12 protein-coding genes are annotated in these 14,373 nt (G+C 65.8%); 10 read left to right on the top strand and 2 right to left on the bottom strand.

From position 1 onward, the window contains the following. Positions 1 to 365: 365 nt before the first annotated feature. The 6 genes from ABZW16_RS16285 to ABZW16_RS16260 all read left to right on the top strand — a co-directional run bounded on the left by ABZW16_RS16285 (position 366) and on the right by ABZW16_RS16260 (position 7,059). On the top strand, positions 366 to 1,844 hold the full coding sequence (locus ABZW16_RS16285) for a hemolysin family protein (RefSeq protein ID WP_354956529.1): 1,479 nt from the start codon (positions 366 to 368) through the stop codon (positions 1,842 to 1,844). Further along, entirely contained in the window at positions 1,837 to 2,901 is a 1,065-nt protein-coding gene (locus ABZW16_RS16280; RefSeq protein ID WP_354956528.1) for a hemolysin family protein, read from the top strand. The genes ABZW16_RS16285 and ABZW16_RS16280 overlap by 8 nt, the downstream gene beginning before the upstream one ends. Further along, the gene (locus tag ABZW16_RS16275) at positions 2,898 to 3,830 is read left to right on the top strand and encodes a 3-methyladenine DNA glycosylase (protein WP_354956526.1); all 933 of its coding nucleotides are present in this window, start codon (positions 2,898 to 2,900) and stop codon (positions 3,828 to 3,830) included. The genes ABZW16_RS16280 and ABZW16_RS16275 overlap by 4 nt, the downstream gene beginning before the upstream one ends. Before the next feature lie 144 nt (positions 3,831 to 3,974). Continuing rightward, the gene (locus ABZW16_RS16270; protein ID WP_354956524.1) at positions 3,975 to 5,549 is read left to right on the top strand and encodes a hypothetical protein; all 1,575 of its coding nucleotides are present in this window, start codon (positions 3,975 to 3,977) and stop codon (positions 5,547 to 5,549) included. After that, positions 5,546 to 6,199 (top strand): DUF305 domain-containing protein, encoded by a 654-nt coding sequence (locus ABZW16_RS16265; protein WP_354956522.1) that lies wholly within the window; start codon positions 5,546 to 5,548, stop codon positions 6,197 to 6,199. The genes ABZW16_RS16270 and ABZW16_RS16265 overlap by 4 nt, the downstream gene beginning before the upstream one ends. Before the next feature lie 143 nt (positions 6,200 to 6,342). Beyond that, positions 6,343 to 7,059, top strand: a complete 717-nt coding sequence (locus tag ABZW16_RS16260; protein ID WP_354956520.1) for a hypothetical protein — start codon at positions 6,343 to 6,345, stop codon at positions 7,057 to 7,059. Between the two features lie 17 nt (positions 7,060 to 7,076). On the opposite strand, the gene ABZW16_RS16255 is transcribed toward ABZW16_RS16260, so the two are convergent. Both ABZW16_RS16255 and ABZW16_RS16250 read right to left on the bottom strand, forming a co-directional pair. Beyond that, the gene (locus ABZW16_RS16255; protein WP_354956518.1) at positions 7,077 to 7,634 is read right to left on the bottom strand and encodes a hypothetical protein; all 558 of its coding nucleotides are present in this window, start codon (positions 7,632 to 7,634) and stop codon (positions 7,077 to 7,079) included. A 420-nt stretch (positions 7,635 to 8,054) separates the two neighbouring features. Continuing rightward, complete coding sequence (locus tag ABZW16_RS16250) at positions 8,055 to 10,238, bottom strand: malate synthase G (protein ID WP_354956516.1); 2,184 nt, start codon at positions 10,236 to 10,238, stop codon at positions 8,055 to 8,057. A gap of 262 nt (positions 10,239 to 10,500) precedes the next feature. Between ABZW16_RS16250 and ABZW16_RS16245 the strand changes: the two genes are divergently transcribed. The 4 genes from ABZW16_RS16245 to ABZW16_RS16230 all read left to right on the top strand — a co-directional run bounded on the left by ABZW16_RS16245 (position 10,501) and on the right by ABZW16_RS16230 (position 14,373). Continuing rightward, entirely contained in the window at positions 10,501 to 11,250 is a 750-nt protein-coding gene (locus tag ABZW16_RS16245) for a glucose 1-dehydrogenase (protein WP_354956537.1), read from the top strand. After that, positions 11,247 to 12,296 carry an alcohol dehydrogenase catalytic domain-containing protein gene (locus ABZW16_RS16240; protein ID WP_354956514.1) on the top strand — a complete coding sequence of 350 codons (1,050 nt, stop codon included), beginning with the start codon at positions 11,247 to 11,249 and terminating at the stop codon, positions 12,294 to 12,296. The genes ABZW16_RS16245 and ABZW16_RS16240 overlap by 4 nt, the downstream gene beginning before the upstream one ends. A gap of 158 nt (positions 12,297 to 12,454) precedes the next feature. Then, positions 12,455 to 13,081 (top strand): TetR/AcrR family transcriptional regulator, encoded by a 627-nt coding sequence (locus ABZW16_RS16235; RefSeq protein WP_354956512.1) that lies wholly within the window; start codon positions 12,455 to 12,457, stop codon positions 13,079 to 13,081. 2 nt (positions 13,082 to 13,083) lie between these two features. Beyond that, the gene (locus tag ABZW16_RS16230) at positions 13,084 to 14,373 is read left to right on the top strand and encodes an acyl-CoA dehydrogenase family protein (protein ID WP_354956510.1); all 1,290 of its coding nucleotides are present in this window, start codon (positions 13,084 to 13,086) and stop codon (positions 14,371 to 14,373) included.

Genomic DNA, 14,373 nt, shown 5'->3' with positions numbered 1-14,373 from the left:
CTTACGTGTCCCTTTTGGCGGGGTTTTTCGGCTCTTTGTTTTCTACTGCATTCCTATTATGCGCCTTTTTTCCACGTACGTCCCCCGAGACACCAGGGGGCCGCGAACACGCCGCGCCGTAGGCGCGGCAATTGGACAGAGCCACCGGCCCACGCGGGCACGCGCGTGGGCCGGTAGCATAGGGGTTGCCGGTTTCCGGCACGACAAACCCCATTTGCCGAGAGGAACAAGTTGTCACCCGCGTCCGAGGGCGCCGCACAGGAGGGCTCCTCTACCGAGCCGGGTGACAAACCCGGCGCTCTCCTTCCCCCAGCAGCCCGATCCGATTCAGCTCATCGTCGTGTTTCTCGCAGGTGGTGCTGACGATGTCCGTCGTGCTCACCGTGCTCAGCCTGGTCGGGTTCATCGCCCTCACCCTTGGCACGGCACTGTTCGTCGCCGCCGAATTCTCCCTCACCGCGCTGGAACGCAGCACCGTCGAATCGCATGTGCGCACCGTCGGCGACGCCCGCTCGCGCATGGTCCGGCAGGCCCACACCACCCTGTCGTTCCAACTCTCCGGCGCCCAGCTCGGTATCACCATCACCACTCTGATCACCGGCTATATCGCCGAACCGGTGCTGGCCCGGCTGCTATCGCCGCTATTGATCGGGCTCGGCCTGGGCACGGGTGCGGCGCAGGGCATCTCACTCACAGTGGCACTCGTGCTGGCCACCTCGCTGTCGATGATCTATGGCGAACTCGTCCCGAAGAACATCGCGATCTCCAAGCCGCTCGGCACCGCGCGGGCCACCGCGGGGCCGATGATCGCCTTCTCGGTGGTGTTCAAGTGGATGATCCGCTTCCTCAACGGCACGGCTAACTGGGTGGTCCGCCGCTTGGGCGTGGAACCTGCCGAGGAATTGCGCTCGGCGCGCTCCCCGCAGGAACTCGGCTCGCTGGTGCGCACCTCCGCGCTGCGCGGCGCCCTCGACCACCGCACGGCGCAGCTGGTGGACCGCTCGCTGCAATTCGGCGAGCGCAGCGCCGAAGAACTGATGACACCCCGGGTCAAGATCGAATCCCTGGACAGGTCCGATACCATCGGCGACCTCATCGCGGCTGCCAGCCGCACCGGCTACTCCCGCTTCCCGGTCATCGACGGCGATCTGGACAACACGCTCGGCGTCGTGCACATCAAGCAGGCCTTCACCCATCCGGCGAATGTCCGCAAGACCATCCCGCTGTATCAGCTCGCGCGCCCGGTGCCGATCGTGCCCGCCAGCCTCGACGGTGACGAGGTACTCGAACGCGTGCGTGCCCATGGCATGCAGGTCGCCCTGGTGGTCGACGAATACGGCGGCACCGCGGGCATCGTCACCATGGAGGACCTCATCGAGGAGATCCTCGGCGATGTCCGCGACGAACACGACGAGGAAGAACGCGATGTCCGCCGGGTCGCCGACGGCTGGGACTGTTCGGGTCTGCTGCGTATCGATGAGGTCTCCCGCGCCACCGGGTACGACGCCCCGGAGGGCGAGTACGAAACGCTCGGCGGTCTGGTGCTCACCCGGCTCGGCCGCATCCCGGTCACCGGTGATGAGGTGATCCTCCCGAATCCGCGTTCCTCGCACCGCCATCTGGACGACGAGGAGGGCGGCTGGATCGCCAAGGTCGAGCGGATGGACGGGCGGCGCATCGACCGGATCCGGCTGGTCCCGGTGGCTGCCGCGGCGCTCACCGCACACAATGCCGCCGCACACAATGCCACCGCACACGATGCCGCCACGCACAACGCTGCCGCACACGATGCCGCCACGCACAACGCCACCGTGCACAATGCCAAGGAGAACAGCCATGGGTGATCTCCTCGGTGTCCTGCTCACGGTGGTGCTGCTGGCGTGCAACGCCTTCTTCGTCGCCGCCGAATTCGCGCTGATCTCGGCCCGCCGCGACCGTCTCGAGGCGCTGGCCGCACAGGGTAAGCGCCAGGCCGACACGGTGATCCGGGCGGGTGAGAACCTGTCGATGATGCTGGCCGCCGCGCAACTCGGCATCACCATCTGCTCGATCCTGCTCGGCCGAATCGGCGAACCCGCGGTGGCGCATCTGCTGGAGGGGCCGTTCGGTCTGGTCGGCCTGCCCGAACAGCTGTTGCATCCGATCGCATTCGCCGTCGCCCTGACGATCGTGGTGATCCTGCACATCCTGTTCGGCGAGATGATTCCGAAGAATATCGCGCTGGCCGGACCGGAACGCAGTGCGCTGCTGCTGGTTCCGGTGCATCTGCAGTGGTTGCGGTTGGCGCGTCCGGTGATCGCGCTCTACAACCTGGCCGCGAACCTGTCGTTGCGCATGCTGCGGGTCGAACCCAAGGATGAACTGGATGCCACGGTCTCCAGTGTGGAGCTCGCCGAAATGATCGGTGAATCCCGTTCGGAGGGACTGCTGGACGAGGAGGAGCACCGACGCCTCACCCAGGCGCTCGGCACCTCCGATCGCGTCGTCGGCGATGTGATGGTGCCGCTGGCCACGACCCGCTCGGTGCCATTGCGCGGCAATGGCACCGAGCTCGGCGATATCGAAACCGCCGTCGCGGAAACCGGCTTCTCCCGGTACCCGGTGCGCGCGAGCGACGGTTCGCTGGTCGGCTATCTGCATGTCAAGGATGTGCTCGACAAGGTCGCCGATGAGAGCGCCGGGCCGAATACGCCTATCCCACGCACCGATATCCGCCCGTTGCCGACCGTTGGCTCCGGCACCCCGCTGTACGAGGCACTGGCTCGGTTGCGCCGCACCAATTCGCATCTGGGCCGAGTCGTCGACAATCGCGGCAATACGGTCGGCATTGTGGCGCTGGAGGATCTGGTGGAAGAGTTCGTCGGCACTGTGCGTGACGGGACGCACCGGGTGATCGAATGATCGTGCTGGCCGAGTCCGAGTGGCGGGCCAGGGCGGCCGTGCACCGGGCTCGACTGGACGAACTCGTCGGGCCGTATCTCGAACGCCGCGTGGCGGGTTCATCACACCCGGTGATCGACTTCCTGTTCACCTACTACGGACACAAGCCCGCGCAGCTGCGGCGGTGGCACCCGGGATTCGGCGTCGCATTGGCCGGGGCACGAGAATACGACGGTGGCCGCGGATATCACTGCATCGAGGTACCCGAGGCACGCGTAGTCGTGGAAGGGTCCGTGGTCGAGTGGACGCTCGGGGCATCCGCGTACACCGCGGACCCCGCGTACCTGGCGCGACGCCGTGACACCATCGCGTTCATCGCGGACCTGTTGCGCGCCACGGCATCTCGACCCGCCCAGCTGTCCTGCTTCGGACTGCACGAATGGGCCATGGTGTACAAGACCGACGAGGTCCGCCACCAACAGGTCCCGCTCCGCCTCGGCGGTACCGGCACCGATGCGGTCGTCGAATCAATGTCATTGCGCTGCACCCACTTCGACGCCTTCCGCTTCTTCACCCCGGACGCCGTCGGCCGCAATGCGGAGCCCCTCACCCGTGCCGACCAGGTCGCCCGCGAACAGCCCGGCTGCCTGCACGCCAATATGGACCTCTACAAATGGGGTTTCAAACTCACCCCGCTCCTGTCCTCCGATCTGCTCCTCGACTACTTCGAGTTCGCCTGCGCCGCGCGCGAGCTCGATATGCGCGCCAGTCCGTACGACCTCACCGCATACGGTTACGAACCGGTCCGCATCGAAACCCCGTCCGGCCGCGCCGAATACGTCCGGGCGCAGTCGGCACTGGCGGAGCGATCAACGAGACTCAGACAGTCCCTCCTCGACGTCTGCACAGCCCTGCTGGCGTACGACACTGCCGCACTCACCGCCGGCTGAGCACTACCCTGAAATACGCTGCCTACCTGCGATTTCCGCCAAACTTCCGCATCAAGTTATCGCCTGTTACTACCATTCAGTCAGTCATATTCCGTCTGAGTCGGCGCGGTCTGTGCCCATGATGAGGAAAGTTGGGATGCAACGATGCACCCGAAGCTGACACTGCGCCGTACCAGGCCATTGGCGCTGCTCGCCACGGCGGTCGTCACCGCGATAATGCTGCCGAGCAGCGCGTCGGCCGATCTACAGTCCGATATCGCCACCGCGGTCCAGGAATTTCTCGATATCGGCCGCGCCTCGGTGCCGCGGGCGGACTGCGGACCGGGATCGATGCCGGAAACCGGGCTGCAGGGCGATGTTCCGGCCGCCGACCGTGACAGTCGGCGCAGCACCCAGGGCTATGCCTGCAATATGTCGATGGTCGGCAACTACGCCGGGCGCGGGGCTGGCATCACCTCGACCAGCTTCGACCACTGCGCGTATATGGGGTCATTCTTCCCCGGCGATCTGATCAGCGCGGGCCGTGGCGTCCAGGTACTGGATGTCTCCGATCCGGCGCATCCACGGCCGACGGTCACCCTGACCGAACCCGCGATGCTGGCGGGCACCTGGGAAAGCCTCAAGGTCAATGTCGAGCGCAAACTGCTGGTCGGTACCGGTGTGCCGATCGGCGAAGGCGTCGGCTACCTGTCGGTCTACGACATCTCCGATTGCGCGTATCCGAAGCTGCTCAATCCGGGTTTCGGCTCGAATCTGGCTATGCCGCTACCGATTACCACGCACGAGGGCGGCTGGTCCCCCGATGGCCGCACCTACTGGGCCTCGGGTATCGCGCCCGGCTTCGTCAGCGCTGTCGATCTCACCGATCCGGCGAATCCGCACGTCATCTGGCAGGGCCTGACCGGTATCGAGGCACACGGCTTCGGAATCAGCCCCGACGGCAATCGGATGTATCTGTCCGCACTGGGCGGATTCACGGTGCTCGATATCAGTTCGGTCCAGCGCCGCGACCCCAACCCGCAGGTCACCCATATCGGCCGTACCTTCTGGACCGACGGATGGGCCACCCAGCACAGTGTGCCGGTGACCTATGGCGGCAAGCCGTACCTCTACACCGTCGACGAAGGTGGTTCCGGCGGTGTGAAACTCATCGATATCTCCGATGACACCACCCCGAAGGTAGCCGGGAAGATCAAGCTGGAGATCAATCTGCTGCAGCATATCGACAGCAATATCGGCAGCTCCATGGGTGGTTCGGCGTTCGCTTACGAATCGCACTACTGTGCCGCGGACCGCCCGGACGATCCCACCGCGCTCGCCTGCGGCTGGATCTCCTCCGGCATCAGGGTTTTCGATATCCGCGATCCGCACAGCATCCGCGAGATCGCCTACTTCAACCCGCCCGCCCGCACCGGGCAGAACCTGAGCCTCTGGAACTCTCCGCACGCCCTCGCCTCGATCATCGGCGTGCCGTTCATGAGCGCACTTCCGGCCGCACGCGCGGTGCTCGAGGGGCAGTTCGATCCGTCGGATGCACTCACTTCGCGCACCGGCAACCTCGCCTTCGGAGATGTCTCCACCGACTGGTGCTTCTCGCCTCCGGAATGGCGCGGCGACCAGTTGTATGTCGCTTGCTCCGATAACGGATTCATGGTGCTGCAGCTCGAGAACGACGTATACACCGCACCCGCGGATCAGCGATCGACCGTCGGGTCGTGACCGTGTCCCGGTGGATCCGCGCCGCCGCGTTCGCCGCACTCGCCTTCGCCCTGGTGGTGATCGGTGCGGCGCTGCGGCCGCTGGTGCTACCCGAAGCCCACCCGGCCGCACCGGTTCTCAATGCGGTGGAGATCGGATTCGCGCAGGATATGACGGCACATCATCAGCAGGCGCTGATCATGGTGCAGCGCTTGGATCGCGGCGTCGAGCCGGCGGTACTGCGTCTGGCACAGCAGCTCTCGGACGCACAGCGCATCGAGATCGGCACGATGCTGGGGTGGCTGCGGTTGGCCGACGCGTCACCGCTATCGCCACACCCGATGGCCTGGATGCACGCCCAGGCGGCTGCATCGCACCATCATTCGACCGCTATTGCCGATCAGCCGACCGGGGATGCGATGCCCGGCATGGCGAGCACCGCCGAACTCGACGTGCTCGCCGCCGCCCGCGGCCACGATGCGGAAATCCTGTTCCTGCAATTGATGTTCCGCCACCATCAGGGCGGACTCGCCATGGCCCGCGCCGCGGATCAGCTACTGATCTCCGGCCCGGTCAAGGAGGCGGCGCGGTCGATGTTCCAGAGCCAGAGCCAGGAGGTGGGCGTCATGAGTGTGTTGCTCACCCAACTCGGCGGACGACCACTGCAATAGCCGAGATCACTGACGCTCGAGCCGACCCCTGCCCGATGGGGGTCGGCTGCGCGGCGCTATCTCAGAGCGGGCGTATTCCTCCGGGTCCGGACCCGGAGGTATGGTCGATCTAGATCGACAGCACAGGAAGGGTCGAGCGACACGTGATCCGGACCGAGGCAGTCACCGTCCCCGAACACGTGCACGGGTATCCCGACGTTGCCTTCGGCGGATATGTGGCGGGTCTGCTCGCCGGGCGCTCCGAGGGCGCCGAGGTGCGCGTCGACTTCCGCGCCAAGGTCCCGCTCGAGGCCCCGATGTCATTGCGACCCACCAGATCCGGTGGCCACGCGCTGACCGACGCCGACGGCACACTGCTCGCCGAATCCACACCAGCGGTGCTCACCATCGATCCCCCGCCCGCGCCGACCTGGGCCGAGGCCAAGGCGGTCACCGACGCGGCCATGGTCTCGCGCCGCATCACCGACTGCTACGGCTGCGGCGCCGCCTGCGCACCCGGCCGCGGCCTGCGCCTACTCACCTGGGACACACCGGAGCACGACCTCATTATCGCCGCCTGGACCCCCGACGCCGGACTCGCCGACGAATCCGGCCAGCTCCCACCGGAAGTCGTCTGGTCCGCCCTCGACTGCCCCGGCGGCTGGGCCGCCATCCGCAAACAGGGCATGCGCATGGGCGGAGTAACCGCCGCCCTCACCGCAACCCAACTCCACCCCATCTACCCCGACTCCCCTTACATCTCCTACGCCTGGCCCATCGCCCATCAGGGCCGCAAACACACCGTCGGCATCGCCCTCGCCACCCCCTCCGGCGACCCCTGCGCCCTGGCCGAAGCCCTCTGGATCGCACCGAAATCCTGAACCGACACAGGTAACTGTCAGGTGTTTTCGACGAAGCGGTACCACGGACCGTGGAAGGGTTCGTAGCCGATCGCACCCGGTCCGGGTGGGCCGATACTGGGGGCGGTGTCCGGGAAGTAGGCGAGGCCCTCGGAATTCGTCGATCCGCCAGCGATGTAGAACAGGCAGCCACCGTCGCGGCGGGTGATATAGGTGACGGCGTAGATGCCGAGGCGGGTGCGGTGGCCGGGGTTGGCGCAGGCGGCGGCCTGGTCCTCGAGGATGGGGCGAGACAGGCGCCAACCTGCGGATTCGGGGACCTCGTACCAGACAAGGGCGGCGAGGGTGGCGATGAGGATCGGGGCGGCCAGGCTGACGAGGATGGCGTGGTAGCGGATCAGGCCCAGGATCCCGAAGCACACGGCGACCCCGCCGACGACCGAAAGCCCCACCCACAGCAGCACTTTGGTCGGGAAGCTGCCCTGCGCGGCGATCTCCCAGCACAGCGCCACGCAGAGTAGCGCGATAACGGTGGTGATGACGCCCATCCAGAGCTCGAACCAGAGCGGTATCCGTCCGGGGCCGCCGCTGCTCATGTCAAGAAGATACGTCGGCGGTCCGCATTCCCGAAGGGAATCGGCGCGGCGGCGCAGAGGTTATCGCCGGGCAAAGGGAAAACCCCCGGCCGCGGCATCCGCTATGGAGCCATGACCGGGGGTTGATCGCACAAGATGTTCGGTTCGCCGATTACAGCGGCGGGAAACCGGCCGAACCGGTGGCCATCCAGTTCCAGAACTGCGCTACACGATTGACGAGCAGGGCGACCACATCAAGGACAACGCTTCCCATAAAACTTCCTCACGTCCGACTATCCATGCAGCGCCAAGGGTAACGGACCGTTATCTGAGCCGAAACCGGTCGGCCGCCTCACCGGGGGCCGTCCATGTGGTAAAGGAATCCCCTGCCCGGCGAGAACCGGAGCAGGGGATTCACGAGTTATTCGGACGCGCAGCGACTTACACGCAAGCCAGCGCCTTGGCCTCGCGTCGACGCCGGTGCAGGATCGGCTCGGTGTAGCCGTTGGGCTGCTTGGTGCCTTCGAGCACCAGCTCCTTCGCGGCCTGGAACGCAATGCTGCTGGCGAAGTCCGGCGCCATCGGCCGGTAGTTCGGGTCGCCCGCATTCTGCTTGTCGACCACCGGCGCCATCCGCTCCATGCTGGCCACCACCTCATCGGCGGAAACCACACCGTGGCGCAGCCAGTTCGCCATCAGCTGGCTCGAAATACGCAGGGTCGCGCGGTCTTCCATGAGACCGATATCGCGGATATCGGGCACCTTGGAGCAGCCGACGCCCTGGTCGATCCAGCGCACCACGTAGCCGAGAATGCCCTGGGAGTTATTGTCCAACTCCTGCTGCTTCTCCTCGGCGGTCCAGTTCGGATTCGCCGCGAGCGGGATCTCCAGGATCTGGTCGACGGTGGCGCGGCGGCCAACGGCGGCGATCTCCTGCTGCCGCTCGAACACGTCGACCTGGTGGTAGTGCGTCGCGTGCAGGGTGGCCGCGGTCGGCGAGGGCACCCACGCGGTATTGGCGCCAGCGCGCGGGTGGCCGATCTTCTGCTCGAGCATGTCGTGCATCAGGTCCGGCATGGCCCACATGCCCTTACCGATCTGCGCCTTGCCGGGCAGGCCGGTGGCCAGACCCGTATCGACATTCCAATCCTCGTAGGACAGGATCCACTGCTGGGTCTTCATCTCGGCCTTGCGGACCATCGGCCCGGCCTCCATGGAGGTGTGGATCTCATCGCCGGTGCGGTCCAGGAAGCCGGTGTTGATGAACACCACGCGCTCGGACGCGGCCCGGATGCAGGCCGCGAGGTTGACCGTGGTGCGGCGCTCCTCGTCCATGATGCCGACCTTGAGGGTGTTGCGGGGCAGCCCGAGCACATCCTCGATCCGGCCGAACAGCTCGTTGGTGAAGGCAACCTCGTCGGGGCCGTGCATCTTTGGCTTCACAATGTAGACCGAACCGGTGCGGCTGTTCTTCAACTGCGTATCGCCCAGCAGGCTGTGCTTGGCGATCAGCGAGGTGATCAGGCCGTCCATGATGCCCTCGGGCACCTCATTGCCCTCGGCGTCGATGATCGCGTCGGAGGTCATCAGATGACCGACATTGCGCACGAACAGCAGCGAACGGCCGTGCAGCACCAGTTCACCGCCGCCGATCGCGGTGTAGACGCGGTCCGGGTTCATGGTGCGGGTGAAGGTCTTATCGCCCTTGGTGACCTTCTCCGCCAGCTCACCCTTCATCAGGCCGAGCCAGTTGTGGTAGCAGAGCACCTTGTCCTCGGCGTCCACCGCCGCGACCGAATCCTCGAAGTCCATGATCGTGGTGACCGCGGACTCCAGCACCACATCCTTGACACCCGCCGGATCGGTCTTGCCGATCGGCGAGGCGGGGTCGATCTGGATGTCGACGTGCAAACCGTTGTGCTGCAACAGGATCGAGGTCGGCGAGGCCGGATCGCCCAGGTAGCCGACCAATTCCGCACCGTCGGCGGCCAGGGTGGTGACCTCGTCGTTGCTCAGCGTGACGGCCAGCTTGCCGCCATCGATCGCGTAGTGCGTCGAGGCCAGATGCGAGCCATTGGCCAGCGGGGCTGCAGTATCGAGGAACTTGCGCGCGAATTCGATCACGCGACCGCCACGGACCGGGTTGTAGCCGGTGCCCTTCTCGCCGCCATCGGCCTCGGAGATGGCGTCGGTGCCGTAGAGCGCGTCGTAGAGCGAGCCCCAGCGCGCATTCGCGGCATTGATCGCAAAGCGGGCGTTCATCACCGGCACCACCAGCTGCGGGCCCGCGGTGGTGGCGATTTCGGCGTCCACGTTCTGGGTGGCGATCTTGAAGTCGGCCGGTGCCGCGCGCAGATAGCCGATATCGCCCAGGAAGCTCTTGTAGGCGGCCTTGTCGTAGTTCGCGCCGGGGTGTTCGGCGTGCCAGGCATCGAGCTTGCCCTGGATCTCGTCGCGTTCGGCCAGCAGGGCGCGGTTGCGCGGGGCGAGGTCATTGATGACCTGCTCGGCTCCGGCCCAGAACGCGGCGGAATCTACGCCGGTTCCGGGGAGCGCCTCGTTCTCGATGAACTCGTGGAGAACGCTGGCCACCTGGAGCCCGCCGACCTGAATCCGCTCTGTCATCTACTGCCTCACTTTTGAGAAAGCCGGGTGGGAAAAATCGCAACCAATGTTACCCGTCGGTAGTGATGTGACGGTGCGTCGGGTCGATCGCCGTGCGGCTCCGTTGTCTGCCGCCGCGCCGAACCTTGGATGCCGGTTCGTCAGCGAGTCGCGATGGGTGTCGTATGGGGATCGCCCGGACCCCTTGATTGTATCGGTCGGTCCAATTAATGTACTGACTGGAACATTTCTCCGCATCGGATCAATGGAGTGCAACGTGGCATTGCCGGAACAGCCGTTAGCGAACAAGGTCGTGCTGGTCACCGGCGGCAGCCGGGGCCTCGGCCGGGAGATGGTGCGCGCCTTCGCCGCGGCCGGAGCGGATGTGGTGATCGCCAGCCGCAAACTCGACGGCTGCGTCGAACTCGCCGATGAGGTGAAGAACACATACGGGCGGCGCGCGCTGCCGGTGGCATGCAATGTCAGCGAGTGGGCCCAGTGCGACGCACTGACCGAGGCCGCGTACGCAGAATTCGGCCGGGTCGATGTGCTGGTCAACAATGCCGGGATGTCGCTGCTGTATCCGAGCCTGGACCAGGTGAGCGAGGCAATGTTCGACAAGGTGATCGCGGTCAATCTCAAGGGCCCGTTCCGGCTGTCGACCTCGATCGGCACTCGGATGGCCGCCGCCGGTGGCGGCTCGATCATTAATATCTCCTCGCTCGAGGCGGTGCGACCGGAACCGCTCGCGGTCCCCTATGCGGCCGCCAAGGCCGGATTGTCCAATCTCACCGGCGGTCTCGCGCAGAGCTTCGGGCCGACGGTGCGGGTCAATACGATCCAGTGCGGTCCGTTCGCCACGGATATCTCCAAGGCGTGGCCCGATGAGTTGCGGGCGGAGCTGACCCGGCATGTGGCGCTGAGGCGGGTCGGACAGCCGGAGGAGATCGTCGGCGCAGCACTGTTCTTCGCGACGGACGCCTCGGCCTATTGCACCGGCGCCACCCTGGCCCTGGACGGAGGATGGCGATGAAGGCACTGACTTACGCTGGCCCGCAACAGATCTCCTACACCGACGTACCCGATCCGGTGCTACCCGGCCGGGACGCAGCGATCGTCCGAGTAGCCGCGGCCGGGATCTGCGGCAGCGATCTGCACATCTACGCCGGGCACGGGTTCACCAATGGCACCGGGTACAGCGTCGGGCACGAGGCGGTCGGGGAAATCGTCGAATTGGGTTCGGATGTCCAGGGATTCGCACTCGGTGACCGGGTACTGGTATCCGCCTCGGTCGGCTGCAATCGCTGTGCGAAGTGCAAGGCCGGCATCGTGGCGGCCTGCGAACGGCATCCGCTGCCGGTCGACGCCTGCTACGGCCTCGGTGGATCCCTGGCGGGTGCACAGGCCGAATATCTCGCGGTCCCGCACGCCGAGGGAAATCTGGTGCGCCTGCCCGATACGGTCAGCGACGAGGCCGCGATCGTGCTCACCGACAATGCGCCGACCGCCTGGTACGGCGCGCGCCGCGCCCGCATCGCACCCGGTGAGACGGTGGTGGTGATCGGGCTCGGACCGGTCGGGCTGATGGCCGTGCAGTCGGCGTTCGCCATGGGTGCGTCGCGGGTGCTCGGGGTGGATCTGGTCGCCGAGCGCCGCAAGCGCGCCGTCGAATTGGGTGCGGAGGTGGTCGAATCCGATGAGCCCAAGACCGTGATTCGCGAATTGCTGAGCGGCGGTGCGGATGTCGCGATCGAGGCGGTCGGTGCGGATGAGACCATCAAGCTGGCCATCAGCGCGGTCGGACATCGGGGGCGAGTCAGCGTGGTCGGCGTCAGCCATAACCGCGCCTTCCCTTTCCATATGCAGCTGGCACAGGTCAAGGAACTCGAATTCCATATCGGACTGTGCTCGATCCAATACGAGTTGCCCGCGCTGCTGCGGCTCACCGCCGCTGGCCGGATGCGGCCCGAAGCCGTTGTCACACACCGGTTCCCGATGTCGGAGGGAGCACACGCCTACCGCATGTTCGCCGATCGGGCCGACGGGGTGTCCAAAGTCGTCCTGGATCCCCAAAAATGACGGCATCGCGCAGCGATTCGATGGGGGGTGGCGGCCGGGAGACGGGTGGGCCGGCATCGCGCAGCGATTCGATGGGGGGTGGCAGCCGGGAGACGGGCGGGCCGGCATCGCGCAGCGATTCGATGATGGGCGATGGTCGGGGGACGGGTGGGCCCGAGATGGTTTCGCCCCGACGCCGCGGCCGTCCACCCGCCGCGGAGACCACAGCCGAAGCAACCCGAGGACGCATCGTGGCGGCCGCGGTGGAACTTTTCGCGGAGAAGGGTTTCCACGGCACTGGCGTTGCCGAAATCGGAGACCGGGCCGGGGTGCAGCGAGGCGCGCTGTACTACCACATCGGATCCAAGGAAGAACTCCTCTGGCAGATCCTGCGTGATTACATCCACCTGATGCTCACCGACGCGCAGCGGATCGCCCGCGGCACCGACGAACCGATCAGCAAGCTGCGCAAGCTGATCCACAGTCACGTCGGCTTGATCATCGAGCACCGCCGCGAGGTCGCCATCCAATTGCGCGATGTGACCGCGCTGACCGGCGACCGCGGCGAGGAGTTGCAGGAGATGCGCGACGGGGTGCAGGAGTGCTGGCAGCGCGTCATCGATGCGGGCCACGCAATGGGCGTGCTGCGGACGAACGACCACGTGGTCACCAATAGCGTGCTCGGCATGCTCAATATGGTGACCTTCTGGTATCGCCCGCACGGCGGCCACTCCCCCAGCGAGATCGCCGACATCCTCGCATCCACCGTTCTCGACGGCATCGTGACCACGACGACGAAAGGCTGACCATGGCTTGGGATTTCGAAACCGATCCGGAATATCAGCGCAAACTCGACTGGGCGGCGGAGTTCGTCCGCACCGAGGTGGAGCCGCTCGACCTGCTCTACCCGAATCCCTATGACCGCACCAATACCGAGGCGATGGCGCTGATGCGGCCGCTGAAGGAGAAGGTGAAGGAGCAGGGGCTGTGGGCCTGCCATTTGGGACCCGAACTCGGCGGCCCCGGATATGGGCAGCTGAAACTCGCACTGCTCAACGAGGTGCTCGGCACGTCGGTCTGGGCGCCGTCGGTATTCGGTTGCCAGGCACCGGATTCCGGTAATGCGGAGATCCTCGCACATTACGGTACGCCGGAGCAGAAGGCCAAGTACCTGGAGCCATTGCTGGCCGGTGAGATCGGCTCCTGTTACGTGATGACCGAACCGACCGGCGGCTCGGATCCGACGCTGTTCAAGACCCGAGCGGTGCGCGATGGCGACTCCTGGGTCATCAATGGCGAGAAGTGGTTCAACTCGAACGCGCAGTTCGCCAGCTTCCACATCGTCATGGTGGTCACGAATCCGGATGTCAGCCCGTATCAGGGCATGTCGATGTTCATCGTGCCCGCCGACACCCCCGGCCTGGAGATCGTCAAGAACTTCCACGTACACGGCTTCAGCGAGCACGAGGGTCACCTGCGCTTCACCGATGTCCGGGTGCCCGCCGACCATCTGCTCGGCCAGGAAGGTATGGGCTTCATCGTGGCGCAGACCCGTCTCGGTGGCGGTCGCGTACACCACGCCATGCGCACAGTCGCATTGGTACGCAAGGCCTTCGACATGATGGCCGAACGTGCCGTCTCGCGGCCCATGCGCAAGGGACCGCTCGCGGGACTGCAGATGACCCAGGAACGCATCGCGGACAGCTGGATCGAGATGGAACAGTTCCGCCTGCTCGTATTGCGCACCGCTTGGCGCATCGATAAGGAGCAGGATTATCTGAAGGTGCGCAAGGACATTGCCGCCATCAAGGTCGCCATGCCGAAGGTCATGCACGATATCGCCCAGCGCGCACTGCATCTACACGGCGCGATCGGCGTCAGCCAGGACCTGCCCTTCGTCGACATGATGAACTACGCCGAGGTCATGGCCATTGCCGACGGCCCGACCGAGGTGCACAAGATCACCCTCGCCAAGGAAGTCCTGAAGGACTACACCCCGGGCGACCCGGTGTATCCCAGCGGCTACCGCCCAGCGCTGCGCGAACAGGCACGCGAACTCGTCGCCCGCCGCCTGGAGCACATCGTCGGGAACCTGTAG

It is taken from the genome of Nocardia sp. NPDC004604 (assembly GCF_040609795.1).
Lineage (GTDB): Bacteria > Actinomycetota > Actinomycetes > Mycobacteriales > Mycobacteriaceae > Nocardia.
Note: the sequence above shows the minus strand (reverse complement) of the source record. Positions and strands in the feature narration are given on the sequence as shown.